Annotated in this window: 18 protein-coding genes; 10 read left to right on the plus strand and 8 right to left on the minus strand. The window is 61.9% G+C overall.

Annotated features, from left to right (window positions below):
• Positions 1–61 precede the first annotated feature (61 nt).
• Together ACOSV0_RS33420 and ACOSV0_RS33425 are read right to left on the minus strand one after the other, a co-directional pair.
• On the minus strand, positions 62–703 hold the full coding sequence (locus ACOSV0_RS33420; protein WP_434111903.1) for an MHYT domain-containing protein: 642 nt from the start codon (positions 701–703) through the stop codon (positions 62–64).
• Between the two features lie 254 nt (positions 704–957).
• Positions 958–1080 (minus strand): hypothetical protein, encoded by a 123-nt coding sequence (locus tag ACOSV0_RS33425; protein WP_434111905.1) that lies wholly within the window; start codon positions 1078–1080, stop codon positions 958–960.
• Positions 1081–1558: 478 nt separating this feature from the next.
• On the opposite strand from ACOSV0_RS33425, the gene ACOSV0_RS33430 reads away from it, so the two are divergent.
• The 6 genes from ACOSV0_RS33430 (at position 1559) to ACOSV0_RS33455 (ending at position 14271) form a co-directional block, all read left to right on the plus strand.
• Positions 1559–1999, plus strand: coding sequence for a DUF3761 domain-containing protein (locus ACOSV0_RS33430; RefSeq protein ID WP_434111906.1), 441 nt, complete (start codon positions 1559–1561; stop codon positions 1997–1999).
• Between the two features lie 251 nt (positions 2000–2250).
• A complete protein-coding gene (locus tag ACOSV0_RS33435) occupies positions 2251–4227 on the plus strand; it encodes a DUF3857 domain-containing protein (protein WP_434111908.1) in 1977 nt (658 codons plus the stop codon).
• Positions 4228–4883: 656 nt separating this feature from the next.
• Complete coding sequence (locus ACOSV0_RS33440) at positions 4884–6188, plus strand: efflux RND transporter periplasmic adaptor subunit (RefSeq protein ID WP_434111910.1); 1305 nt, start codon at positions 4884–4886, stop codon at positions 6186–6188.
• Between the two features lie 15 nt (positions 6189–6203).
• Positions 6204–9335 carry an efflux RND transporter permease subunit gene (locus ACOSV0_RS33445; protein WP_434111913.1) on the plus strand — a complete coding sequence of 1044 codons (3132 nt, stop codon included), beginning with the start codon at positions 6204–6206 and terminating at the stop codon, positions 9333–9335.
• Positions 9332–12655 (plus strand): efflux RND transporter permease subunit, encoded by a 3324-nt coding sequence (locus tag ACOSV0_RS33450; protein ID WP_434111916.1) that lies wholly within the window; start codon positions 9332–9334, stop codon positions 12653–12655. The genes ACOSV0_RS33445 and ACOSV0_RS33450 overlap by 4 nt, the downstream gene beginning before the upstream one ends.
• Positions 12656–12846: 191 nt before the next feature.
• A complete protein-coding gene (locus tag ACOSV0_RS33455) occupies positions 12847–14271 on the plus strand; it encodes an efflux transporter outer membrane subunit (RefSeq protein ID WP_434115972.1) in 1425 nt (474 codons plus the stop codon).
• A gap of 55 nt (positions 14272–14326) precedes the next feature.
• Here ACOSV0_RS33455 and ACOSV0_RS33460 read toward each other — a convergent pair whose 3' ends face one another.
• Positions 14327–15949 (minus strand): tetratricopeptide repeat protein, encoded by a 1623-nt coding sequence (locus ACOSV0_RS33460; RefSeq protein WP_434111919.1) that lies wholly within the window; start codon positions 15947–15949, stop codon positions 14327–14329.
• Positions 15950–16152: 203 nt separating this feature from the next.
• On the opposite strand from ACOSV0_RS33460, the gene ACOSV0_RS33465 reads away from it, so the two are divergent.
• From ACOSV0_RS33465 to ACOSV0_RS33480, 4 genes are all read left to right on the plus strand, one after another.
• Positions 16153–17238, plus strand: coding sequence for a helix-turn-helix domain-containing protein (locus ACOSV0_RS33465; protein ID WP_434111921.1), 1086 nt, complete (start codon positions 16153–16155; stop codon positions 17236–17238).
• A 163-nt stretch (positions 17239–17401) separates the two neighbouring features.
• Positions 17402–17848, plus strand: a complete 447-nt coding sequence (locus ACOSV0_RS33470) for an SRPBCC family protein (protein ID WP_434111923.1) — start codon at positions 17402–17404, stop codon at positions 17846–17848.
• 317 nt (positions 17849–18165) lie between these two features.
• Positions 18166–19623: an NCS1 family nucleobase:cation symporter-1 gene (locus tag ACOSV0_RS33475; RefSeq protein ID WP_434111925.1), complete on the plus strand. Its 1458-nt coding sequence runs from the start codon at positions 18166–18168 to the stop codon at positions 19621–19623.
• 119 nt (positions 19624–19742) lie between these two features.
• Positions 19743–20126 carry a hypothetical protein gene (locus ACOSV0_RS33480; protein WP_434111926.1) on the plus strand — a complete coding sequence of 128 codons (384 nt, stop codon included), beginning with the start codon at positions 19743–19745 and terminating at the stop codon, positions 20124–20126.
• A gap of 45 nt (positions 20127–20171) precedes the next feature.
• On the opposite strand, the gene ACOSV0_RS33485 is transcribed toward ACOSV0_RS33480, so the two are convergent.
• The 5 genes from ACOSV0_RS33485 to ACOSV0_RS33505 all read right to left on the minus strand — a co-directional run bounded on the left by ACOSV0_RS33485 (position 20172) and on the right by ACOSV0_RS33505 (position 25780).
• Positions 20172–20624, minus strand: coding sequence for a hypothetical protein (locus ACOSV0_RS33485; protein WP_434111928.1), 453 nt, complete (start codon positions 20622–20624; stop codon positions 20172–20174).
• A gap of 87 nt (positions 20625–20711) precedes the next feature.
• Positions 20712–22010, minus strand: coding sequence for an L-fuconate dehydratase (locus tag ACOSV0_RS33490; protein WP_434111930.1), 1299 nt, complete (start codon positions 22008–22010; stop codon positions 20712–20714).
• A 172-nt stretch (positions 22011–22182) separates the two neighbouring features.
• Positions 22183–23124, minus strand: a complete 942-nt coding sequence (locus ACOSV0_RS33495; protein ID WP_434111931.1) for an ABC transporter substrate-binding protein — start codon at positions 23122–23124, stop codon at positions 22183–22185.
• A gap of 94 nt (positions 23125–23218) precedes the next feature.
• Positions 23219–24244 carry an ABC transporter permease gene (locus ACOSV0_RS33500; RefSeq protein ID WP_434111932.1) on the minus strand — a complete coding sequence of 342 codons (1026 nt, stop codon included), beginning with the start codon at positions 24242–24244 and terminating at the stop codon, positions 23219–23221.
• A 24-nt stretch (positions 24245–24268) separates the two neighbouring features.
• A complete protein-coding gene (locus ACOSV0_RS33505) occupies positions 24269–25780 on the minus strand; it encodes a sugar ABC transporter ATP-binding protein (RefSeq protein ID WP_434111933.1) in 1512 nt (503 codons plus the stop codon).
• Positions 25781–25952: the final 172 nt, after the last annotated feature.

Raw genomic sequence — 25952 nt, forward strand, 5'->3', positions numbered from 1 at the left:
TGCTCGTTCGTCCGCTCGTTCGTCCGTTCGGTCGCCGTTCTACGATTATCGGGCAGACCGGTCAAACGATCGGACCTCGCACGCGGTCGATCTGATCATTGAGCCGGGCAACCGAATTGGCCAGAAACGCGACCCGGGCATCGAGCCGGGAAAGAAGCAGCGTCACAATGAGAATCGCGAACGCAAACGGAATGACGGCAGCAGCGAGCCATTGAGGCTTAATGCCGTTCGCTGCACCGCAAACCGATCCAACGGGGAAATTCGCTGCGGCCATACCGGTGTAATGCATGCCTGCAATGGCAATGCCCATGACACAGGCCGCGCCAATGCGCTTGCGCATCACATGGTTCTGATCCGCTCCGCGGAGTGTGTTTGCGACCCACAGTGCCGCGGTGGAGGCGACGATCGCAATGAGAATTGACCCGGTAAAGACAGTGGGTTCGTAACGGATCGCGGGGTTCATCTTCATCGCGGCCATCCCCATGTAATGCATGCCGGCAATACCCAATCCCATCAGGACCCCGCCTGCAAGTAAATGGATCAGACTGAGTCGTCCTCGCGTGACGACATGCAACGCAAACCAGGAGACGAGTACGGCGATCACAAGCGAGTAACAGGTTAGCGCCAGATCGTAGCCAATCGGGATACTCAGCGAGAACGAGAGCATCCCGATGAAGTGCATCGACCAGATGCCGACGCCCATCGCCAATGCGCCCGCCGCCAGCCATAAGTGCCGGGCACGCGCGTACGCCAGTATGGAAAGCCGGTCTGCGAGATCAATCGCCGTGAAGGACGCAAGCGTCGCGACGATAAAGGAAATGGCGACTAACCCGAGGTTGTAGTGGCTTTGCATAGGAGGGGCGGCTTTCTTACAAAAGCTCGATTAGTGGTTATTAACAGCCTCGCACGGCCTCTCCGCCGCCGAAACTGAGCTCTCCATCGCACTGGCCTGTGCGGTCATTCATTCTGAGTCTCTTGCGCTGGAATCACGTCCACGACATGCGCATTACCAGTAAATCGATTTGCCGGTAATGCGCGCTGCATCGCCGCCGCTATTTCCGCCGACATCATCTTCGCCATTATTGGTCCGAAAAGCGAGCAGGATTTAGCGAACGCCTTCTGCAGTCCGGCAGTACGGGATTGGGCCGCATATTGCGACATCGATGAAATTCTATTTATACCGACTCTGTTTTAATGAAAATCGAAATGCCCTCTATACCGCTGAGTGTGGATGCAATACGAATTACGGTAAAGCGGCGTTGATTTTAGAGCGGGTTGACAGAGCACTCATTGACGCATGCTTCCAAAGCCGGACGCAACGCTCATGCATGCATCGCATCCGGTATCGCCTGCTCTTCTCCTCGATATCGGAGCCTGACGCGGGGGAACGTGTAGCCGGGCAGCAAAAAGTCAATCGCCGGTTCGATTTTGCAAGATTTAAAGATTGCCTGTCTGAACCTGTCAGCGGGATGCGCGAACGTAGCGTTATATCAATCAGTGTCGTGCGGTCGCGCGACACTGATCGACACTCTCTCGTCTCATACCTACAGGATCAGCGATGAAAACACCGTTTCTTTCCATGGCAGTGGCGGCCGGATTGCTCGTTGCAACTGCTAGCTATGCGCAGGTCCCGGCCAGCGCGCCGGCCGGGTCGACAGCCCTCTGCAAGGACGGCACGTCCTATTCGGGCGCGTCGAAAAAAGGCGCCTGCGCTGGTCATAAGGGCGTCAAGACCTGGTACGGCGCCTCGGGTGCCGCGGCGGGGGCCGCTAGCGCTCCCGCGGCCGCAGCCCCTGCGGTCGCTCCGGCCGCCGCAAGCAGCGCAAAACCGGCTGCCGCCGGTGGCGGCCCTGGCCAAGTCTGGGTGAACACCAGTACCAAGGTCTACCATTGTCCGACCGACAAGTACTACGGCAAGACGAAGAATGGCGCATACATGACCGAGGCAGATGCAAAAGCAAAGGGTTTCCACGCCGATCACGGGAAAGCCTGCCAGTAAATATCGCAACGGCAACCGCGCACGTCCGGGTCTTACACCCGGACGTGCGCGTTATACCAACGTCCTCCTTCCTGCCGTTCACGATCGTTTCTCCCGTCAGCATCGCCACGACAGCGGAATGTAAGGCGGAACACAGGGTTATCTGACACCCGCCCGCGACACATTAACTTTTTATGCTTTGAAACCGTCCTCAATAAGGATCTGCCGTCCCGGGCAAGTTGCGTGACCACGAAGCGAAGAAAGGAGAGCACATGTCCATGCGAATCGGCGCCGCAAGCGGCACGCACTCAGGTCGTCGCAAGTATGCTGCCCGGTGCCTGCAGACCCTGTTGCTTGCCACGCAGTTGCTCGCCGGCGCACGCGCTTTCGGCGCGACCCCAGGCACGGCGCCCGCGCCGCCGCAAAAGGAATGGTTCAAACGCCTGCATATCGACGGACACATCGACCACGGCAGCGAAGGCTCGATTACAACGGAGTCCTCGGTGAGAATCGCCACCGAAGGCGACATCGAACAGGCGGGCAAGTACCCGATCAGCTACGACTCGCGTCTGCAGAAACTGACGATTCTGGACGCATACACCGAGAAGCCGGACGGCACGCGCATTCCGGTCGAGCGCAGCGAAATCGTGCGGCAGGCCGGCATCGCGGGAACCGGCGACGCAGCCAGTTATTCGGACATCAGCGTCGACGTCGTGCCATTCCCGCAAGTGGCCAAGGGGGACATCGTCACGATCCGTTATCGCGTGTCCGGCGACCTCTCGTGGCTCGACGGCATGCTCTCGGCGTCGATGACGGCGACGGGATCGAGCAACGCCCCGGACGCCAGGATGACGATGGACGTCCCGAGCAACGAGACGCTTCACGCCGACCTCAACCACTTCACCGAGCAGGTCGACCGACATGGCGACCGTACGCTGTATGCGTGGACCTATGCCGGCGGTTCGTCGGCGTATAACGGCACCTTCGGCGCGGTCGACACGATGACGTCGATCCCGCACGTCTACACGGCCACGATCGGCGACTACGACACGCTGGGCCGAATTTACTGGCAGCATGCGCAGGCCCCCGCCGCGCCCACTGCCCGCACGCAGGCGCTGGCAAAACAGATCACGCATGGGCACACGGATCCCCGCGAAAAAGCTGCGGCGATCTACGACTGGGTACGTGCGAATATCCGCTACGTTGCGTCCTATGCAGGGATCGGCGCCTGGGTCCCCCGGCCGGCCGACGAAGTGCTGCGTACCGGCTATGGCGATTGCAAGGATCACGTGGCATTGTTCCAGGCCTTGCTGCGATCGGTGGGCATCGACAGCGATCCCGTGCTGCTGAGAGCCGACAAAACGAATTACGTGCTGCCTTCCGTACCCATCACGGACGCATTCAATCACGTGATCACCTATCTGCCCTCGCTCGATCTCTACGCGGACACGACCGTACCGGAGGTTCCGTTCGGCGTGCTTCCGTACGTCGACACCGGCAAGCCCGCACTGCTGGCCGGCGAACGCGTGGGTCTGACACGCACGCCGCTTGCGACGGCATCGGACATGACGGAAACCCGCTCCACGCAAATCACCGTGCAGGCCGACGGATCGGCACAGGTCGAGACCGTCGTGACGGCCTCCGGCGTGGCGGCCAACGACCTGCGTTCGCGGGCGCGCCAGCTCGGCGCGCCAGGCGACGGCAAGTGGGTCAAGGCGGCCCTTCATATCGGCAGGTACGACGGCCTCGCCGACTACGCGTTCCGCTTGCCGGCTTCAGCCGACGCGCCCGCGCGCGAATGGGTACGCTCACACGTCACGCGGTTTCTGCAGTCGACGCACGGCGCGGTCTATCTGAACACCTTGCCGGCCGCGTCAGGCCCGGTCGTGGTGAGCGACAGTGCGTTCAACGTCTACCAGCCTGCCGGCCGATCGCAGCCATACTGGTGCGCACCGCGGCAACTCGAGGAACACATGACGATCGACTTCCCCGACAACGTCACCGTCGTCCCTCCGGCCAATGCCGACATATCCGGCGAAGGCATTTCATGGCACGCGGCCTACGTGACCAAACCGCATCAACTGACCGTGACACGCACCTTCCGGATCGACAGCGCGAAGATGGATTGCCCGGCAGCGGACTATCGCAAGCAGAAAGCCGTGGTCGACCGGATTGTCGCGAGCTTCTCGGAGCAGGCAGTCTATCTGCCGTCGTCGGAACGGACACCGGCAGCAACGGCGTCGAAGTAGCGGTTCGGCTGCGTTCAGATCCGTCACATGAATGACGCGTTGCCGAAGTAGATCAATGGCTGGGCCGCGCAGTCGATTGAGGAATAACGCTGCCCGAATAATTTCAACCAGCTTTCGATATGTATTGCCGCTCGCCGTGACCATCGCCCCCGGAAAACGCCCATGTTCAACCGTCCGTTGTCACAGGCTGCAGGCCGAAAAACATCTGACGGCGTGTTCCAGCCCTCAACATGTTTCAAGCCGGTAACTCAAGCCTTGCGCGCACCTGGTACATTGACGCCATGCCTCGTCCCAATCGTTGTCCACCCGCTTCCATCAAGGCGAACATGAGCAACACACAGTCTGTCAGCAAGACCCGCCCGATAGCCGGCAATGCGCCGCACGCCCTATCCCGCCGGGCCGTCTCGACAAAACATTACCGCCGATTGCAAAGCGTGTTCATCGTCACGGACCCCATCACCCGGCCACCACATCGCCTTACGCCGGTCACGGCGTGACGTACTTTGTGCAATCGCTTTGCTTGCGATTAGCTAACACCTTGCAAAAACTCATTGAGTTGTGACAACGCACGAGAACCGTGGCATGTTCCCAAAATCCCGGCAGAGAATGACTCCCCAACCGATCATCAACGGCAGCATCTGTTTTCGGAGATACCTATGAGCGAAGCCGTGTCCAAGCAACCAAAGCGCTCCCGACGCGGGCTCATTCTGTTTGCGATTGTCGTGCTGGCGCTGATCGCGCTTGTCCTTGTGCACCTGTTGACCAAGAAGAAACCCGCGACCAACGTCGCGCCCATCGTCGTCACCGTGGCGGGCGCCACGCTCGGTTCGATGCCCGTCACTTTGAGCGAACTCGGCACGGTCACGCCGACCGCCACGGTGACCGTGCTGCCGCAGCTAAGCGGCTACCTCACGGAAGTCGGCTATCACGAAGGCCAGGAAGTACAGAAAGGCCAGTTCCTCGCCCAGATCGATCCGCGCCAGTATCAGATCAGCAAGCAGCAGGCTCAGGCGACACTCGCCAAAGACCGCGCGTCGCTCGCCCAGGCGCGTGCCGATCTTGCCCGCTTCACGCAGTTGAACGAACGCAAGTCGATCGCCCAGCAGACCTTCGAGGATCAGCAATTCCTCGTGCAGCAGGATGAGGCCGCGGTCCAGTCCGATCTCGCCAGCATCGCCCAGTTCGATCTCGACCTGACCTATTGCCGCATCATCGCGCCGGTCTCCGGCAAAGTCGGCCTGCGCCTGGTCGACCCGGGCAACTACGTGACGGCGTCGTCGTCGACGGGGATTGTCGTCATCACCACCGTCAAGCCGACTACCGTGCAGTTCACGGTGCCGCAGGACGCGCTGGCCTCCATCGTGCAGCGCCTGAACGGCGGCGCCAAATTGCCGGTCACCGCCTATTCCAGCGACAACGCGCGCGAAATCGCCACCGGCGCGCTCTACGCAGTCAGCAACCAGATGGCCACGGCGACCGGCACCGTCACCTTGCGCGCCACGTTCGCCAACGAAGACGAAGCGCTGTTCCCCAACGAGTTCGTCAACGTCAGGTTGCTGGTCGATACGATGCAGAACGCCGTGCTGGTGCCCACGCCCGCCGTGCAAACCGGTGCGCCCGGCGACTTCGTCTATCTGGTCAACGCGAACAATACGGTCTCCGTGCATAAGGTCAAGCTGGGTCCGAGCGACGGCAAGAACACGGTCATTGTGTCCGGCCTTGCCGCGGGCAATCAGGTGGTCACGGACGGCACAGACCGCCTGAACGACGGCGCCAAAATCCAGCCGGCCAAGCCGAAGGCCGCCGCGGGCGCGTCCGGCACGGCCGCCGCCGGCGCGCCGCCCAGCGGCGCGGCAAGTGGTGCAGCAAGTGGTGTAGCAAGCGGTGCCGCCGCCGAGCCCGCCGCCTCCGAACCCGCTGCCGCATCCGCGGCGGCGTCGGCCAATGCCGCTTCGTCGTAGCAGGCTCGCGCGCCGATGAATATTTCCCGCCTGTTTATTCTTCGACCGGTAGCCACGCTGCTGCTGATGATCGCCCTCGTGCTGGTGGGCCTCGTCGCCATGCGCGTGCTGCCGGTTTCGTCGCTGCCCAACGTCGACTATCCGACCATTCAGGTGCAGACCTTCTATCCGGGCGCGAGCCCGGACGTGATGGCCACCACCGTCACGGCGCCGCTCGAAGTGCAGCTGGGCGAGATCCCCGGCCTGCAACAGATGACGTCGTATAGCTCGGACGGCGCGTCGGTCATCACGCTGCAGTTCGATCTGTCGCTGAACCTCGACATCGCCGAGCAGAACGTCCAGCAGGCCATCAACGCCTCCAACAGCTACCTGCCCTCGGGCCTGCCCGCGCCACCGACATATGCCAAGGTCAATCCGGCCGACCAGCCGATCCTGACGCTCGCGGTCACCTCGAAATCGATGTCGCTGACCCAGCTCGAAGACGTCGCCAACAACCGTCTCGGCACCAAGATTTCCGAAGTGTCGGGCGTGGGCGTGGTCACGACGAGCGGCGGCAACGTACCGGCCATCCGCGTCGAAGCGGACCCGCACAAGCTGGCCGCCTACGGCCTGAACATCGACGATCTGCGCACGCTGCTCAGCTATGTCAACGTCAGCCAGCCGAAGGGCAATTTCGACGGCCCGGAGCTCGATTACACGATCAACGGCAACGATCAGATCACCGATCCGAAGGACTATCTGGACACGGTGATCGCCTACCAGAACGGCGCCCCGGTGTTCATGCGCGACGTCGCGCGGGTCAGTCAGGCTGCCCAGGACGTCGAGCGCGGCGCCTGGTACAACGGCTCGCCGGCCATCGTGCTCAACGTGCAGCGGCAACCGGGCGCGAACGTAATCGCGACCGTCGACCAGATCATGAAGCAACTGCCGCAGCTCGAATCCACGCTGCCGGCCGGCATGAAAGTGACCGTGGTGTCGGACAGCACGGGCGTGATCCGCTCGTCGGTCCACGACGCGGCGTTCGAACTGATCCTCGCCATCGTGCTGGTGATCGCGGTGATCTTCGTGTTCCTGCGCAACGTGCCGGCCACGCTGATTCCGAGCGTCTCGGTGCCGGTTTCGTTGATCGGCACGCTGGCCGTGATGTACCAGATGAATTACTCGATCGACAACCTCTCGCTGATGGCGCTCATCATCGCCACCGGTTTCGTGGTCGACGACTCGATCGTGATGATCGAGAACATCGTGCGTTATCTGGAGGAAGGCAAGACACCGCTCGAAGCCGCGCTGGAAGGCGCGGGCCAGATCGGCTTCACGATTCTGTCGCTGACCGTCTCGCTGATTGCCGTGCTGATTCCGCTGCTCTTCATGGGCGGCGTGATCGGGCGTCTGTTCAGCGAATTCGCGGTGACGCTGGCCGTCACCATCGTGATCTCCGCGGTCGTATCGCTGACCGTGGTGCCGATGCTCTGCGCGCGCATGTTGCGCGCGCAGGCCGAACGTCATCCGAGCCGCTTCGAGCGGATCAGCGAGGGCCTGTTCGACAAAACGCTCGGCGCCTATGAACGCGGCCTGCGCTGGGTGCTGGATCACCAGGTGCTGACGCTCGTGGTGGCCGTCGGCACGGTCGTGCTGACCGGCATCCTGTACGTGGTGATTCCAAAGGGCCTCTTCCCGGTGCAGGACGTCGGCGTGATCGAAGGGATCAGCGTGGCCGACAACTCGGTCTCGTACACCGCGATGGTGAATCGCCAGGCCGCGCTCGCCGATGCGATCCTGAAAGACCCGGACGTCACCTCGCTGACCTCCTACGTGGGTATCGACGGCATCAACTCGACGCTGAACAATGGCCGCTTCCTGATCAATCTGCGCGACCACGACCAGCGTTCCGACACGGCGCAAGAGATTGCCCGGCGTCTGCAACAGGAAGTCGCCAACGTGCCGGGCGTCAAGCTCTACATGCAGCCTGAGCAGGATCTGACGCTCGACACGACGGTCTCGCCGAACCAGTACAGCTTCGTGTTGCGCGGACCGAACCAGCAGGCGTTCCAGAAGTACGTGCCGGAACTGGTGGCGAAGCTCAAGCAGATCCCCTCGCTCGCCGACGTGCAAAGCGACATGAATACCGACGGCCTCAGCGTGAACGTCGAAGTCAACCGGCAACTGGCCGCACGCTTCGGCATTACGCCCGCGACGATCGACAATGCGTTGTACGACGCGCTCGGCCAGCGGATCGTCTCAACCATCTTCGAGCAGTCGAACCAGTACCGCGTGATCCTCGTCGCCAAGCCGGAGTCGTTGCCGAACGTGCAGTCGATCGGCAACCTGTATCTGCCGAGCCAGACCAGCAGCACGGGCCAGGTGCCGCTGTCGGGCATCGCGAAGATCCAGATCACGAAGTCGCCGCTCGTGATCAGCCATCTCGCGCAGTTCCCCTCGGTCACCATCTCGTTCAACCTCGCGAAAGATGCGTCGTTGAGCACGGCGGTCAAAGCGATCCATCAGGCCGAACAGTCGGTGAACCTGCCGCCGTCGATCACCTCGTCGCTGCAGGGCGCGGCCCAGGCATTCGAAGATTCGCTGTCGAGCGAGGTCTATCTGCTGATTGCCGCGTTGGTGGCGGTGTATATCGTGCTCGGCGTGCTGTATGAGAGCTTCATCCATCCGGTGACGATTCTGTCCACGCTGCCCTCGGCAGGTATCGGCGCGTTGCTCGCGCTGATGATCGCCGGCAGCGACCTGGATGTGATCGGCATTATCGGTATCGTGCTGCTCATCGGTATCGTCAAGAAGAACGCCATCATGATGGTGGACTTCGCGCTGGACGCCGAACGCAATCACGGCAAGCCGCCGCGCGAGGCGATCTTCGAGGCGTCGCTGCTGCGTTTCCGGCCGATCCTGATGACCACGCTCGCCGCCATGCTCGGCGCGCTGCCGATGCTGCTCGGCACCGGCACCGGTTCGGAATTGCGCCGGCCGCTGGGGATCGCGATCATCGGCGGTCTGACGTTAAGCCAGATGCTGACGCTCTTCACCACGCCCGTGATCTATCTGTTCTTCGACAGAATGGCCGAGCGCACGAGACGCTGGCGCAACCGCAATAAACCGGAGAATTCGACTCCCGGCGGCGCGGAGGATACGCCGTGAACATCTCGGCGTTATTCATCCGGCGGCCCGTCGCAACCACGCTGCTGGCCATCGCGATCCTGATCTCCGGGACGCTCGCCTACTTCCGGCTGCCGGTTGCGCCGCTGCCGAACATCGCCTTTCCGGTCATCGTGGTGCAGGCGAACATGGCGGGCGCGAGCCCGGACATCATGGGCACCACGGTGGCCGAGCCGCTCGAACGGCGGCTCGCCACGATTGCCGATGTTGAAGAACTGACTTCGATCAGCTCCGTCGGCACGTCGATGATCGTGATCGAGTTCGGGCTGAAGCGCGACATCAACGGCGCCGCGCGCGACGTCGAAGCGGCGATTCAGGCGGCGCGCGCCGACTTGCCGACCACGCTGCGCAGCAATCCGAGCTATCGCCAGTACAACCCGGCGGATGCGCCGATCATGGTGCTCTCGCTGACGTCGGACACGCTCACCAAGGCACAGCTCTACGATTCCGCAGATTCGGTGATCCAGCAGCAACTCTCGCAAGTCCAGGGGGTGGGCCAGATCACACTCGGCGGCGGCGCGTTGCCCTCGGTACGGGTGGAATTGCAACCGGGCAAACTGAACAGCTACGGCATCGGCCTCGAAGACGTGCGCGCGGCGATCAGCGCCGCCAACGCCGACAGCGCGAAGGGCCATCTCGACGAAGGCGATCAACGCTACGTGGTCACGTCCAACGATCAGATCACACACGCCGCGCCGTACCGCGACCTGATCGTCGCCTATCGCAACGGCGCGCCGGTTCAGTTGCGCGACGTGGCCCAGGTCAGGGATTCGAACGAAAATATCCGCAACGCCGGGCTCTTCAACGGCAAGTCGGCCATCCTTGTGATCGTGTATCCGATGCCGGGCAGCAATGTCGTCAGCACGGTCGCGCAGATTCGCAAGGTCCTGCCGTCAATCGAAGCGACGCTGCCGAGCAGTGTGCACGTGGGCATCGCGATCGATCGCTCGGAGTCGGTCAGAGCGTCGGTGGGCGACACGGAGCGCACGCTGTTCATCGCCGTGCTGCTGGTGGTGGGCGTCGTGTTCATTTTCCTGCAGTCGCCGCGCGCCACGCTGGTGCCCGCCGTCGCGCTGCCGCTCTCGATCGTGGGCACCTTCGGGCCGATGTACCTGCTCGGCTACAGCATCGACAACCTGTCGCTGATGGCGCTCACCATCGGTACCGGCTTCGTGGTCGACGATGCGGTGGTGGTGCTGGAAAACATCGTGCGTCATATGGAACTGGGGTTCAGTCCGAAAGAGGCGGCCCTGAAAGGCAGCGGCGAAGTGGGCTTCACGGTGATCTCGATGAGTCTTTCGCTGATCGCCGTGTTCCTCCCGATCATGCTGATGCCGGGCGTCGTCGGCCTGCTGTTCCATGAGTTCGCGGTCACGCTGTCCGTCGCCATCCTGATCTCGCTGCTGATCTCGCTGACGGTCACGCCGGCCATGTGCGCCTACGTGCTGAGCCGCAACAACGCCGGGCATTCGAAAGCCCGCTGGGCGCTCTGGGTCGAGAAGCAGTTCGATCGTTTCAAGGATGCCTACTCGCGCTCGCTCACGGCCGTACTGGACCATGCGCTGCTGGTCATCCTGCTGTTGATCGGCCTGCTGGTGGCCAACGTGTTCCTGTTCAAGCTGGTGCCGGCCACCTTCTTCCCCGAGCAGGACACGGGCATCCTGATTGGCCAGATCATCGCCGACCAGAGCATCTCCTTCCCGGCGATGCAGCAGAAGCTCACGCAATTGCAGGAGATCGTGCAGAAGGATCCGGCCGTGGCCTCGGTCGCCGGCTTTACCGGCGGCCGCGCGCTCAATACCGCCAACGTGTTCATCGAACTCAAGCCGCTGGCGGAACGCCATGCCACGGCCACCGACGTCGTGAACCGCCTGCGGCCCAAGCTCAATGCGGTCTCGGGTGCGCGGCTCTTTATCCAGGCCCAGCAGGATCTGCGCATCGGCGGGAGGCAATCCGCCGCCGAGTATCAGTACACGCTCACCAGCGACGATTCCGCCGCGCTGTTCAAGTGGACACCGCTGCTCGTCGCCGCGCTCGCCAAGGAGCATGCGCAGATACTCGACGTGAACTCGGACTTGCAGCAAAACGGTCTGCAGACCTACGTCCATATCAATCGCACCACAGCGGCGCGCTACGGCTTTGCGCCGAACCAGGTCGACAACGTGCTGTATGACGCGTTCGGCCAGCGGACGGTGTCGACCATCTACAACCCGCTCAACCAGTATTTCGTGGTGATGGAAGTGGCGCCGGAGTACTGGCAGTACCCCCAAGCGCTCAACCAGATTTACCTGAGCACGGCGTCGGGCAACGCCACCGGCACGGCGGGTACGCAGATGCCGGGCGCCACGGTGTCGGGCGTGACGGTGGCGACCGAATCCACTACCACCACTTCGTCGAGCACGAACTCGCTCAACTCGAACGCGCAGGCCAACGCGACCACCAACAGCATCGCCAACAGCAAGGGCGGCAGTTCGACCGGCAGTGCGGACAGCACCTCGGCTGAAACCATGGTGCCGCTGGCGGCGCTGACTTCGTACTCGAACAGCCATACGTCGACGCAGGTCAACCACCAGAGCGGCCTCGTGGCCGCGACGATTTCGTTCAACCTGCCGGCGGGCGGTTCGCTGAGCAAGGCGGCCGTGTCGATCAACAATACGATTCGCGAGATCGGCATGCCCGCCAGCATCCATGGATCGTTTGCCGGCGCGGCGGCGGCCTACTCGCAGTCCATGGGAACGGTGCCGCTGCTGATCCTGGCCGCGCTCGGCGTGGTGTATATCGTGCTCGGCGTGTTGTACGAAAGCTCGATCCACCCGCTGACCATTCTGTCGACGCTGCCGTCCGCGGGCATCGGCGCGACGCTGGCGCTGCTGATTTTCGGCACGCCGTTCTCGGTGATCGCAATGATCGGCATCATCCTGCTGATCGGTATCGTCAAGAAGAACGGCATCATGATGGTCGACGTCGCGATTCAATTGCAGCGCAGCGAGGGCATGCCGGCGAAGGAGGCGATTCACTCGGCCGCCGTGGTCCGTCTGCGGCCGATCATGATGACCACCTTCGCGGCCGTGCTCGGCGCGGTACCGCTCGCAATCGGCATTGGCCAGGGCGCGTCGCTGCGCCAGCCGCTCGGTATCACGGTAATGGGCGGCCTGATCCTGAGTCAGGTCTTTACCCTGTACACGACGCCGGTGATCTACCTCTACCTCGACCGCTTGCGTTTCAAGCTGGTCAGATGGTCCGCCAACCTGCCATGGAATCGCGACACGCAGCAACCCGGACAACCGGATACGAGGGCATGACGATGAAGATTTCCCGTAACCGCTTTGGGACGCTAAGTGAGCCGCCTGGCAGGCCGCTTGGCGCACCGCTTCGCGGCCCACTTAACCGCGTTGGCCAAGGTGACCACGTTGGTCGCATTGGCCGCATTGGCCGCGTTGGCCTGCTTCGGCCGCTGGCCGTTGCGGCATTAGCCCTGCTGACCAGCGGCTGCATGGTCGGCCCGGACTACCATCGCCCGCCAGTCAGCGTGGCCGCGACCTACTCCGAGTTGCCGGGCTGGACGCAAGCCGAGCCCTCGGCGGAAAAACCGAAAGGCGACTGGTGGACGGCCTTCAACGACCCACTGATCGACCAGCTCGAACCGCTGGTGTCGGTATCGAACCAGACCGTGCGCGCGGACTACGCGAACTACCAGGAAGCGCTGGCAGAAGTGCGGGTGGCGCATGCCAGCCTGTTTCCGACCATCGGCGCAACCGGTTCGGCTACCAAGGCGCGTAGCGGGAGCGGCAATGCCGCCAACGTGATCAACTCGGGCTCGCTGGAAGGCAACGTTAGCTGGGCACCTGACCTGTGGGGCCAGGTGCGGCGCACGATCGAAGAAAACGCCGCGACGGCGCAAGCAAGCGAAGCGACGCTCGCCAATGCGACGCTCTCCGAGCAGGTGGCGCTGGCCACGGCGATCATCGAACTGCGCACCAGCGACGCCAATATCGATCTTCTGCAGAAGACCGTCGTGGCCTATCAGCACTTTCTGGACGTCGTGTCCGACCAGGATCAGGCGGGCACCATCGCGCCGTCCGACGTGATCACGGCTCGCACGCAACTCGAGACGGCGCAGTCCAACCTGATCGCGCTCGGCGTGGCGCGCGCGCAAGACGCGCACGCGATCGCCGTGCTGGTGGGCAAGAATCCTGAAGAGCTGTCGATCACGCACAGCACCACGATGCCGACGCTGCCGGGCGTGCCTGTCGGCGTGCCGTCCACGCTGCTCGAACGGCGACCCGACATCGCCGCCGCCGAACGCAAGATGGCGGCGCAAAACGCGGCGATCGGCGTGGCGGTGTCGGCGTATTACCCGTCGATTTCCCTTTCCGGACTGGCCGGCTTCACGCAGTCGCCGTTGTCCGGTCTGTTCAACGTGGCCAACTACGTCTGGTCGCTGGGCGGCAGCGCCACCGAAACGCTTTTCGACGGCGGCTTGCGCAGCGCCGACGTCGACGTGGCGAAAGCCGCCTACGATGCGGCCGTCGCCAACTACCGGGGCACGGTGCTGACCGCGTTCCAGAATGTCGAAGACGACTTGAGCGGGTTGCGAATCCTGGCCGAGCAATCGGCCGTTCTGGAGAGGGCCGTGAAAGACGCAACCCGTGGCGCGGAAATCGCGTTCAACGAGTATCAGGCCGGTACGGTGGACTACACGACGGTGGCGACCGCGCAGGCCACCCAGTTGAGCACGCAACAGACCGCGTTGAATGTTCAGGAGACGCGCCTGCTGGATTCGGCGTCGCTATTCGGCGACCTGGGCGGCGGCTGGTCGGCAGATCAGTTGCATGATCCACGGCATCCGGACAGGCAGGCAGCGCCTGCGCAAACGGGAGAGGCGGCGGCGGGGACGGTCGACACGAAGGCGCAGTGATTTCGAGGGGTCGCGGGGGTCAGCTTCTCTGACGTCATCAACGCCTCGCCTCCCTTTACCCCGCGAATGCCTCGGCACACGCATGCCGTACCTGTTCGATAACCGCAGGCCATGTTCCGCCCAGAGGTTGGCGGAACAGGCGAATCGTATCCGGATACCAGGGAGAGTCGGTGCGTTCGTGCATCCAGCGCCAGTCGATTTCCTGTGCCGGCAGCATGACCCAGCACGGCGTACCAACCGATGCCGCGAGATGCGCAATCGACGTATCCACACAGATGACGAGATCGAGTTGCGCGACGATCGCGGCGCTGTCGGCCATATCCGCTACGTCAGACCCGAGATGCAGCAACGGTTGACCGACGGGCGGCGCCTGGGCCTCGTCCTCGCCTTCCCCCTTTTGCAAACTCACGAAGCTCACGCCGGGGATGCGCCAGAGCGGCGCCAGCATCGCAAGGGATTGCAGCGACCGGTTTGCATCGTTCTGGTGTTGGGCGCTGCCTTTCCAGACGAGACCAATCCTGCGACCGGGAGGAAGTCCCGCGAGACGCGTGCGCCACGATTCAACGAGCGACGGAGTCAGCTCCAATCGGACGGGCGGCGGGATCGTTTCGATCGTTGTGCCCATGTACAGCGGCGCGCTCAACAGACTCGCCCAGTAGTCGTATTTCGCCGAGGCCGTCCATCCGGCCTCGTGAGTCAGCACCACGTCGGCGCCCTCTACCGCTGCGAAAAGTCGTTGCAGTGCCGGAGCGCAGGCGAATGCGATTTCGGCCGCCCCTTGCGCTTTGAGCCACGAAAAGTAGCGGCCAAAATGAATCGCATCGCCGAGTCCACCCTCCTGCCAGATCAGCAGCTTTTTTCCAGTCAGCGCTTCGCCACGCCAACGGGGACGGTTGATGACTTTCTGCGTCTTATGCTGCATCGATTCAGGATTGGCGTGACGCTCCTCGTATAAGCGCCATCCTTCCTGGAAGCGGCCCATGCTGATCAACAGTGTGGCCAGACCGAACTTCGCCATGTGGTAATCGCCGCGAATCGCGAGCGCCTGCCGGTAGGCGGCCTCGGCTTCCGGCAGGCGTCCGAGCTCCTTCAAGACATTGCCAAGGTTGCTGTAGCCCATGACGAAGCCAGGGCTGATTGCAATTGCCCGCTGATACGCTTCCGCGGCTTCGTGCCAACGACCGAGCGGCCTTAGCACGACACCGAGGTTGTAATGAAATTCAACGCGATCAGGGCGAATGAGCGATGCCTGCCGATAAGCCGCCTCTGCTTCGGACAAGCGCCCGAGGTCCTGCAGCACTGAGCCGAGCTGGTTGTGGACATCGGCAAGATCCGGGCGGACTTCGAGCAATTGCTGGAAAAGCGCCGCCATGTCATGCAGGCGGTTGAGTCCTTTCAGCAAAGTACCGAGATTCATGTACGCGTCGACGAATTCTGGATTCGCTTCGATCGAACGGCGCCAATACGACTCGGCATCGTCGAGCAGACCCAGGCCGAGCGAACTGACTGCTGCGATCTGCAACGCCTCAGCGAGGCGCGTGTCCTCTAACGGCGGTTGCATCTCGAGCAGCGGCTTCACCTTCTCCAACGCATCGGCGAATCTTGCCGATTGATCTGGTTGCGCTATCGGCGCGTTATTACCCGCGTCGGTAGGCTCGCCGTCAGAGAGTGAACGCATAGTGGGTCGGTCTGCTCAGTTGCATGTCTGTGTGATTTTCGAGTACTGAAACAAACGATTCTCCGGCGAATTGTTCGCCATCCGCCAAAGCAAAACAAGTACTGATATGCTTGGCAACCTGCACTGGCGCGCACCGAGCGGGCTAGTGGCTCAATATAAAGTTCAGCCGCACGGGGCGGATCGAAACTGGACGAAAACCAGCGATGAGCACTGCATTGAACGACGACCCGCTACACACCGCCACACTGCCAGGCCGCTTGTTGTTGCCACCGGAGCCGCCGACGCTTGCGCCCGGCATCGTACACAGCAGTTTTAGCGTTCAAGGCGACGCCCGTCAAAGCTTCCTCGCCTGGCAGGAGCGTATGAGTCCTGTCTACGATATACAGCCTCCGTCAAAGCGAGTTGAAGATACGTTCAATGCATCCCTGTTACGTTACACGATCGACAATCTGAGCCTCTTCGACTTTCGCACCGGGCCGAACCTGGCCGTGCGATCGTTGGGCCGGGTGTCGACCGAAAGCGTTCGCGACATCAGCTTCAGCGTGTTCCTTGAAGGGCGGCCTGCAGAATTCCTCGGCGGCAAGTCCGGGCTCGATGCGCCGCACGTACCGCACGTGCCAAGTATCCTCGCGCTGGACATGGACCAGCCCTGCACAATCCAGAGCTTTCATGGCCGGATACTGCTCCTTTTTGTGCCACGCGCGCTGGTAGAAAGATCGTTCCCTGAGCCTGCCTCGCTGCACGGCCGCTGGGTTCATGCCACCACCCCTTTGACACGCATGCTGATTGAACATCTGGTGGCGCTAAAGCGGCAAATCGTCGGACTGGGCAAGGAGGAAGCGCGTCAGTCCTTTCTCACTGCGGTGGAATTAATCGTCGCGGCTTTCAGCCGTCATGCGGGTCTTTCCGGCAATGGCCGCGCGGCAGTACGTGCTGCCGTTTATGGACAGGTGCGGCGGCATGTCGAGACCCATCTGCACGATCCGGACCTGTCGCCTGACAGCGTGCTGGCATCGCTGCATCTCTCGCGCGCCAGCGTGTACCGCATATTCGAGCATGAAGGCGGCCTGGCCGCTTATATCCGCAACCGCAGGCTGCGAATGGCGGCCGATGAGCTGGTGCGCTTTCCGCACATGGAGGTACAGGACATTGCCTCCGGGTTGGGTTTCAATGATGCGTCGACCTTTACGCGTGCGTTCCGTCGCGCCTTCGACATCGCGCCATCGGAATTGCACGAATATGCACCGTTGCTCCAGCGCGGACAGGCAAGGCAGGAGCGCTTTACCTAGACAGGCAATGTGCGGGCACTTGTCCTGGTGCGGCGTCGGATCTCGACAGCGGGCGAAACCTGTTACCGCCTACGGGTTTTTCCCGATCTCAACCTCTGTCGATACAGGCATTGTCGAATCGTCGTAAGGGTATGTCCAACTACTCTGCAAAGGCGAGCACACCATGACTACTGGAACCGTCCATCTCCACCGCGTCTTGCGCGCGACGCCCGAACGCATCTATCGGGCCTTCCTCGAACCCGATGCAATCGCGAGATGGCTTCCGCCCTACGGGTTCACCTGCCAGGTTCACCACATGGATGCCCGCGTTGGCGGCACCCACAAGATGTCTTTCCGCAACTTCGGCACCGGCAACAGCCACTCGTTCGGCGGCGAGTACGTCGAACTGGTGCCGTTCGAGAAGATCCGCTACACGGACCGATTCGACGACCCTAACCTGCCCGGCCAGATGCACGTCACGGTTTCATTGCGGCAGGTATCGTGCGGAACCGAACTCACCGTTGTGCAGGAGGGCATACCCGAGGTCATCCCTGTGGAGATGTGTTACCTCGGCTGGCAGGAGTCGCTCGTTCAACTGGCAAAGCTGGTCGAGCCCGTCATCCCGGACTGAAACCGCAGGCAAAGGCATGCACGCCGTTGCCCGACTTGTCATCGTTTTTTTGCTCGGGCAATAATAACTTCGCCGGATGGTCATGCGAATTACAACGGTGACAACGGTGACAACGGCGACTTTGCGATGACGCCCATCGTGCGGAGTACTGGGCGTCCCGTTTGCGCCAGCATGCATTTCGATCAGGGTTAACCCATTCTGAGCGATGCTGCATCGCACATACGTTGCATGCCAGTTGGCCTCAGACGCGGGAGCCTCTCCACCCCGGAGTGTCCAGCGGTGTTTCCTCAGTTCCACGAACTCAAAGGAGATGACAGATGGACATCCGCGATCCTTCCTCCGGCCTCTACAACGAAGATCTCGCGCCCGCCAGGCAGCGCAACTGGGGGGCCTTCAGCATCTTCAACGTGTGGACCTCGGACGTGCACAGCCTCTGGGGCTACTACCTCGCCGCCAGTCTGTTCCTGCTGTGCGGCAGCTTTATCAACTTCGTGCTGGCAATCGGGCTCGGCTCGCTGGTGATCTTCGCGCTCATGAACCTGATCGGCTACGCGGGCGAGAAGACCGGTGTGCCTTATCCGGTATTGGCGCGCGCCTCGTTTGGTGTGTGGGGCGCCAACCTGGCCGCACTGGTGCGCGCCGTGGTGGCCTGCTTCTGGTACGGCGCACAGACGGCAGCCGCCTCGGGCGCGATGGTCGCGCTGCTGATCCGCAGCGACAGCCTGATGGCTTTCCACAAGGGCACGCAATTCCTCGGCCACTCGGGGCTGGAAGTGATCTGCTACGTGATCATCTGGGCGCTCCAGTTGCTCATCATCCAGAAGGGCATGGAGACGGTGCGTAAATTCCAGGATTGGGCCGGTCCGGCGGTATGGGTCGCGATGCTGATCCTGGCGATCGGCTTGTGCATCAAGGCCGGTGGCTTCTCTTTCACCAGCGGCATTCCGATGGACGTACTGCTCGACAAGACCAAAGACGCCGGCGTCAGCGGCGAGCCGGGTTCGTTCTGGGCGCTGATGGCAGTGGGCGCGACCTGGATCACCTACTTCGCGGCGCTCTACCTGAATTTCTGCGACTTCTCGCGCTACGCAAAAAATCGCGGCGCAGTGAAAAAAGGCAATCTGTGGGGGCTGCCGGTCAACCTGATCGCGTTCTCGCTGGTTGCCGGCGTCACGACCATCGCCGCCTTCAAGGTGTATGGCGAAGTGCTGCTCCACCCGGAGCAGATCTCGGCCAAGTTCGACAGTTGGGTGCTGGCGCTCATCGCGGCGCTGACCTTCGCGGTCGCCACGCTGGGCATTAACGTGGTGGCCAATTTCGTCTCGGCGGCATTCGACATCTCCAATGTTTTCCCCAAACTGATCAGCTTCAGGAAGGGCGGCTATATCGCTGCCGCTATTGCGCTGGTGCTCTACCCGTTCGCGCCGTGGGAAGGCAACGCCGCGCACTTCGTCAACGCCATCGGCGCCACGATGGGCCCGTTGCTGGGGATCATTCTGGTGGACTACTACCTGGTGGCCAAAGGCAACATCAACGTCGCGGCGCTCTATCAGGAGTACGGTGAATACCGCTACGAAGGCGGCTGGAATGTCAACGCGTTGGTCTCCGCAGCGGTCGGCAGCGTGTTTTCGACTTTCCTGCCTAATTTCACCAGCCTGCTGCCGGTCTGGTGGAATACCTATGGATGGTTCTTCGGCGTGGTGATCGGCGGCGGCATGTACCTGATTATGGCGACGCTGCGCCCGCGTGCCGCGGTCGCGCCGACCGGCGCCTGAGGGTTCGCTGAGGAATCTATCGCGGTGCGGAAAGCGCGCGAAACAGGTACGGCAACAATGCCGATGGCTGGCTGTCTCCGGTCATGCTAGGATTTCCTCAAACAACTCCGGAGACTGCTATGCCGTTCATCTGCGAAAACGTTGAATGCCGCGCCGTGCTGGCCCGCGGGCAGGTCAGATCCATTCAAGAGAACGAGGGATGGTGCTTCTACTGTCCAGACTGCAAAGCGAGGAACACGTTAAACGCTATCGGCGCGCCGGGCGGTCCTGTCGAGTTGATCCAGCCGGAGCGATCCGATCTCCCACACAAAGTGATTGCAACGGCTCGTCCTCTGGAGGACGGCAGGTATGCGGCGCAATTACGCGTACAAAGAGCGCTCGGCACGAAGGGCACTTACGCGGTCGAAGAAAATTGGGAAGAGCTCGGTGTATTCCCAGACGCGCACGCCGCCGTTGCGCATGCGAAGTCCATTGCGGCAGACTTGCTGCATCGGAAAGCCTAGTCCGCACGGAGCGCCGGATCAGCGGCGCTCACCGTGCGCGAATCTTTAAGCGTCGGCAGGAGCGAGCTTGACGAATAGTCGGGCCGCTTCGTTGCCGTGCGACAAAGCGCGCAATGCAAGGGTGAGCGCTAGCTGCGCGTCGTGAGCGACTGCGCTACGGTCCTGATCGAAATGCTTGACGGCGTGGCGCATATGCTGCGCCGCCTGTTCGTGAAGCTCCGCTGCCGCCGTGTGCTGTTTTGCCGCTTCGCTGTTTGTGCCGGGACCGGTCGATGCAGGTGTTGCCGGCGGCGCGCCGGTGCTGTGCGCGCCTGCGGCGTGTGCCTCATCGATTGCGTGCAACGTGTGGCCGTGAGCCACCATCGCCTGGTGCGCGGCATGAGCATAATCTTTGCCGGCCTCGAAATGCCGCGCCGCCCCGCGGTGATATTGCGCGGCCTGCTCATGATGTGACGCCGCGGCCTCGAGATGTTCTTTTTTGCTGTGTTTCGTGCTCATACCGTCTCCTGTAAGACTGCTGGACTTACTCCGACGATGGTTTGCGCATCATCCGGCGAAGGCGAAATCAACCTGAATCAACCGCACTCAAACCCGCCACGCCGGTCCATCGGGAAAGTCATACTGATCGAGCGACGCCGCGTGCATTTCAATGCTGTAGCCCGAACGTTGCGGCGGCATATAGCGGCCATTCCGGATCACGACCGGATCGACAAAATGCTCATGCAGATGATCCACGTACTCGAGCACCCGGTTTTCTAGCGAAGCCGACACGCAGATATAGTCGAACAGCGAAATGTGCTGCACGTACTCGCACAAACCGACGCCTCCCGCATGCGGGCACACCGGCACGCCGAATTTCGCCGCCATCAACAGAACGACGACCACCTCGTTCAGACCGCCCAGACGGCAGCTATCGACCTGACAGAAATCGATGGCCTGCGCCTGTAGCAACTGCTTGAACATCACCCGGTTATGGCAGTGCTCGCCCGTCGCCACGCCGATCGGCCGAATCCGCTGGCGGATCGCCGCGTGGCCGAGAATGTCGTCGGGACTGGTGGGCTCCTCGATCCACCACGGATCGAATTGCGCGAGGCGCCGCATGTTCGCGACTGCTTCGTCGACATCCCACACCTGGTTCGCATCCATCATCAGCTTGCGGTTTTCGCCGATTTCTTCACGCAGGATGCGGGCCCGGCGCATATCCTCTTCGAGATTGCCGCCCACCTTCTGCTTGAAATGCGTCCAGCCCTGCGCGACGCCTTCACGTGCGAGCCGGCGGATCTTGTCGTCGTCGTAACCGAGCCAGCCGGCCGACGTCGTGTAGGCCGGATAGCCGTGCGCGAGCATGTCCTTTTCGCGCTCACCGCGGGTCTTTGCGTGGCGGTGCAACATGGCGATGGCTTCCTGCGGCGTGATCGCATCGGTCACGTAGCGGAAGTCGAGGCAACGCACGAGTTCTTCGGGGCTCATGTCGACGAGCAGCTTCCACACCGGCTTGCCTTCCGCTTTCGCCCACAGGTCCCAGACCGCATTCACCACAGCCGCTGTCGCCAGATGAATGGCGCCTTTGTCCGGGCCGATCCAGCGCAGTTGGCTATCCGACGTCAGCATGCGCCAGAACGCGCCCATGTTCGCCGCGATATCCTCAAGCGTTTTGCCCACGACGAGCGGCTCAAGCGCATGCACCGCGCTCACGCAGATCTCGTTGCCGCGTCCGATGGTGAACGTGAGGCCGTGGCCTGTCAGCGCCTCCGGCGAATCGGTTTCGAGCGTCACATAGGTGGCGGAGTAATCCGGCGCGGCGTTCATCGCATCGGAGCCGTCGAGTGAACGCGAGGTGGGAAACCGGATGTCGCGAACGGACAGCTTGGTGATCGTGGGCATTGAACCCTCTCCTCTACGAACAGCAATCGACTTCTGCTTATCAACAAAGAGGCCCCACGTACTCACCTGGCCTCTTTGCAGCCACTTTCTCTCCAGGCGGACACGAAGCCAGGCGAGAAAAGAAAAGGGAGCGCCACGCCCCCTCCTCTCCCTTCACCTCAGGCGGCGCCGGTCAATCGTAGAGCACGGCGGCGATCTTCGGATCGCTCATATTGGTCTTGTCGTACCAGTAGAAGCCCGTGTCGACTTTCTTGGGCAGCTTCTCGCCCTTCAACGCTTTCACCGCGGAGTCGACCACGCATTTACCGATACCGACCGGGTTCTGCGTAATGGCGCCGGCCATCAAACCCGAATTGATGTCGTCCTTTTGCTCCTTGCCTGAGTCGTAACCGATCAGCACGAGCTTCTTGCCCGATTCCTTCACGCCGATCGCAGCCCCTTCCGCCGAGCCTTCATTCGCCCCGAAAATGCCCTTGAGATTAGGATTGGCCTGGATCATCGTCTTGGCGATTTCCGCCGACTTCAGATGGTCGCCGCCGCCGTACTGGACCGAGACGATCTTGATGTTCGGATGCTTCGCCTTCATCTCGTTCAGGAAACCGTCGCGGCGATCGATACCGGTGCGGCTGGTCTGATCGTGCACGACCAGACCGACTTCGCCGGCATTGCCGATCGCCTCGGCCATCTTGTCGGCAGCGAGCGCGGCCGCGGCAAGATTGTCGGTCGCACACGTCGTCAGCGGAATGTCGCTATCGACGCCCGAGTCGAAGGCGATGACCGGTATCTTGGCGGCCTGCGCCCGCTTCAACAGCGGAATGGCCGCCTTGCTATCGAGCGCGGCGATACCGAGCGCCTGGGGCTTCTTGGCGAGCGCCGCCGACAGCATGTCGATCTGCTTATCGACCATGGCCTCGGTTTCCGGCCCTTCGAAAGTAATCCTGACGTTGTGCTCCTTGGCCGACTGTTCCGCACCGGCTTTGACGGCCTGCCAGAACTGGTGCTGGAAGCCCTTCGAGATGAGCGGGATGTAGACGTCCTGCGCGTACGTCACGCTCGTCCCGCCAATGAGCGCGCCAACGCCGACCACGACACCGATTAGTCTTCTTTTCAACATGGGGTTTCTCCTCCTAAGTTGGCCATCAACTTTCAGCCGTTGGGGGAGCCTTTGGCGCTCCCTTTTCTTGATCTTGATCTTGTTCCGCGCAGTGTCAGCCTTTTCTGCGCCGCAAAATATCGGCATAGACCGCGAGAATGATAATGAGGCCGGTCACCACGATCTGCCATTCCTGGGCGACGGACATGATGCGCAGACCGTTGGTCAGCACACTCATAATGAACGCGCCGATGATCGTGCCCAGAATCGTGCCTGAACCACCGCTGAGCGAGGTCCCGCCGATCACCACCGCCGCGATCGCTTCGAGTTCATAACCTTGGCCTAGCGCCGGCTGCGCCGAATTCAGACGCGAGGCGATAAGCAGCCCCGCGATGCCGCAAATGGCGCCGGCGAGGCCGTAAATGGCGATCTTCCACCGGTCGACATTCACGCCGGAAAGACGCACGGCTTCTTCGTTACTGCCGAGCGCAAAGGTGTAGCGGCCGAGCGCCGTGCGATTAAGCGTGATCGAACTCACCACCGCAAGGAAAAACAGAATCAGGACCGCGTTCGGCACCGGCAAGCTCGGAACAATCGAGCCGATCAGCGAATCCTGGGAGATCATGTAGAAGTTTTCGGTGTCGGTGAAATAGATCGGTTTGTCTGCCGACACGACGAGCGAAAGGCCTTTCAGCAGCAGCATCATGCCTAAGGTGGCAATGAACGGCGGTATCTTCATTTTCGCCGTAAGGGTGCCCGAAATGGTCCCGCAGATTGCGCCCGTGCCGATCGCCGCCACGACGCCGGTCCACATCGGCAAATGCCAGTAGGTCAGAAACACGCCGCAAATAACCGCCGTGAAAGTCATCAACGTGCCGACTGACAAATCGATGCCGCCGGTAACGATGACAAACGTACAGGCAATTGCAAGAACACCGTTGACTGCCGTCGCCTGCAAAATCCCGAGCATGTTGTCCATCTGCATGAACGCGGGAGACGCGAAGCTGAAGAACACCAGCAGCAGGATCAGACTCCCGAAGGCGAGCAGCTTTTGCAGCGCGGTCGGCGTAAAGACGCGGGCTCTCAGGCCGGACAAGCGTCTCTCGTTGGCGAGCGCCGAAGTATCCGATGGCAGGGTCATAAACTGAACGTCTCCTCTTCAGGCTCACGCCGCTTTCAAGGTTTCGCGCTGCGTCGCCAGGTGCATGATGCGCTCCTGCGTCGCCTCTGTCGCCAGAAGTTCGCCGGTGATGCGGCCCTCGCACATCACGACGATCCGGTCGCTCATGCGCAAGATTTCCGGCAGTTCCGACGAGATCATCACGATCGCCTTGCCTTGATCGGCGAGCGCGCGCAATAGCTTGTAGATTTCGCTCTTGGCGCCGACGTCGATGCCGCGCGTCGGTTCGTCGAAGAAGAGCACGTCGCAGTCGCGCTCGAGCCATTTCGCAATGACTATTTTCTGCTGATTGCCGCCCGAAAGCAGCCGCACTTCCTGTGTCGCGGCAGGCGTACGAATGGCGAGCAGGTTGATGAAATGGGAGGCGGTCCGGCGTATCTGGGCACGGCGCAGGAAAAAGTTGAGCGACAGAAACTTGCGCAGGTTGGACATCACGATGTTCGATTCGACGCTCATGCCGGTCGCAAGACCGAAGCGCTTGCGGTCTTCCGAGAGATAGCCGATACCGCGCGCTACCGCATCGCTCGGATTCCTGATCGTCGCCTTCACGCCTTTCACGACAATTTCACCGGATTCGATCGGATCGGCGCCGAACACCGCCCGGGCGACCTCCGTGCGACCCGCGCCCATCAAGCCGGCAAAACCCAATATCTCGCCTTTGCGCAGCGCGAAGCTCACGTTTCTGACCAACGGGCCGGCATTCAGATTGCTGACTTCGAGTGCGATGTCGCCTTTGCCTGACTCGCTGTGGGAAGGTACAACGTCAGTCAAGGTTCGCCCGACCATCATGCCGATAATCGTTTCGACGCTGGTGTCCCTGGCGCTGACGGTGGCCACGTATTCCCCGTCACGCAACACGGTGACGCGGTCGGCAATCTGCTTCAGCTCGTCCATCTTGTGCGAGATATAGACGATCCCCACGCCCCGGTTCTTCAGTTCGCGGATGATGCGGAATAGCTCGGCGATCTCGGCGTCGTTGAGCGCCGAGGTGGGTTCGTCCATGATCAGGACGCGCGAGTCGAAGGACAACGCCTTGGCGATCTCGACCATCTGCTGTCTGGCGACCGTAAGGGTGCTGACAACCGCGCGCGGATCGAGCTTCACATGCATGCGGGCAAGAATGTCGCGCGCTTGTGCGTTGAGCTTGTCTTCGTCGAGGAACAGGCCGAGGCGTCCACGCGGTTCGCGGCCGATAAACATGTTCTGGGCGACAGTCAGATGATTCATCAACTGGAGTTCCTGATGAATGATGCCGACGCCCAGGGTCTGCGCCTCGCGCGGACTCAGGAACTCGACCGGCTGACCGTCATAGAGGATTTCGCCCGTATCCCGGGTGTACACACCGGCGAGGATTTTCATCAGCGTCGACTTGCCGGCGCCGTTCTCGCCCATCAGCGCGTGCACCTCTCCCGCCATGAGCTCGAACTGGACTTCGTGAAGCGCCCTCACGCCGGGAAAGCTCTTGTTGAGCTTTTTGACGGAAATAAGAGGGGTCATGGTGCGGATTGAACGGCGATTCCGCAACCACCGCTGGCCTCATTGCGAGGAACGGCTTGAAAATGCGTCGCACGCCGCGGCACCGGGTCTCGCCGGGCAGTGAGGCTGAAATCGCGGCTGAAATCGTAACGAGAAGCCAGACACATTGCTGGGCCCCCAAACCGATGTGCCA

The sequence above is a fragment of the Paraburkholderia caffeinilytica genome, assembly GCF_051027425.1.
GTDB classification, from domain to species: domain Bacteria; phylum Pseudomonadota; class Gammaproteobacteria; order Burkholderiales; family Burkholderiaceae; genus Paraburkholderia; species Paraburkholderia caffeinilytica_A.

Bases quoted from the DNA above. Each gene is read 5' to 3' on its own strand.
- ACOSV0_RS33445 (WP_434111913.1), top strand. From the start codon at position 6,204: ATGAATATTTCCCGCCTGTTTATTCTTCGACCGGTAGCCACGCTGCTG.
- ACOSV0_RS33420 (WP_434111903.1), bottom strand. From the start codon at position 703: ATGGGCGTCGGCATCTGGTCGATGCACTTCATCGGGATGCTCTCGTTC.
- ACOSV0_RS33440 (WP_434111910.1), top strand. From the start codon at position 4,884: ATGAGCGAAGCCGTGTCCAAGCAACCAAAGCGCTCCCGACGCGGGCTC.
- ACOSV0_RS33505 (WP_434111933.1), bottom strand. From the start codon at position 25,780: ATGACCCCTCTTATTTCCGTCAAAAAGCTCAACAAGAGCTTTCCCGGC.
- ACOSV0_RS33500 (WP_434111932.1), bottom strand. From the start codon at position 24,244: ATGACCCTGCCATCGGATACTTCGGCGCTCGCCAACGAGAGACGCTTG.
- ACOSV0_RS33470 (WP_434111923.1), top strand. From the start codon at position 17,402: ATGACTACTGGAACCGTCCATCTCCACCGCGTCTTGCGCGCGACGCCC.
- ACOSV0_RS33495 (WP_434111931.1), bottom strand. From the start codon at position 23,124: ATGTTGAAAAGAAGACTAATCGGTGTCGTGGTCGGCGTTGGCGCGCTC.
- ACOSV0_RS33435 (WP_434111908.1), top strand. From the start codon at position 2,251: ATGTCCATGCGAATCGGCGCCGCAAGCGGCACGCACTCAGGTCGTCGC.
- ACOSV0_RS33490 (WP_434111930.1), bottom strand. From the start codon at position 22,010: ATGCCCACGATCACCAAGCTGTCCGTTCGCGACATCCGGTTTCCCACC.
- ACOSV0_RS33455 (WP_434115972.1), top strand. From the start codon at position 12,847: ATGGTCGGCCCGGACTACCATCGCCCGCCAGTCAGCGTGGCCGCGACC.
- ACOSV0_RS33465 (WP_434111921.1), top strand. From the start codon at position 16,153: ATGAGCACTGCATTGAACGACGACCCGCTACACACCGCCACACTGCCA.
- ACOSV0_RS33480 (WP_434111926.1), top strand. From the start codon at position 19,743: ATGCCGTTCATCTGCGAAAACGTTGAATGCCGCGCCGTGCTGGCCCGC.
- ACOSV0_RS33425 (WP_434111905.1), bottom strand. From the start codon at position 1,080: ATGGCGAAGATGATGTCGGCGGAAATAGCGGCGGCGATGCAGCGCGCA.
- ACOSV0_RS33430 (WP_434111906.1), top strand. From the start codon at position 1,559: ATGAAAACACCGTTTCTTTCCATGGCAGTGGCGGCCGGATTGCTCGTT.
- ACOSV0_RS33485 (WP_434111928.1), bottom strand. From the start codon at position 20,624: ATGAGCACGAAACACAGCAAAAAAGAACATCTCGAGGCCGCGGCGTCA.
- ACOSV0_RS33460 (WP_434111919.1), bottom strand. From the start codon at position 15,949: ATGCGTTCACTCTCTGACGGCGAGCCTACCGACGCGGGTAATAACGCG.
- ACOSV0_RS33475 (WP_434111925.1), top strand. From the start codon at position 18,166: ATGGACATCCGCGATCCTTCCTCCGGCCTCTACAACGAAGATCTCGCG.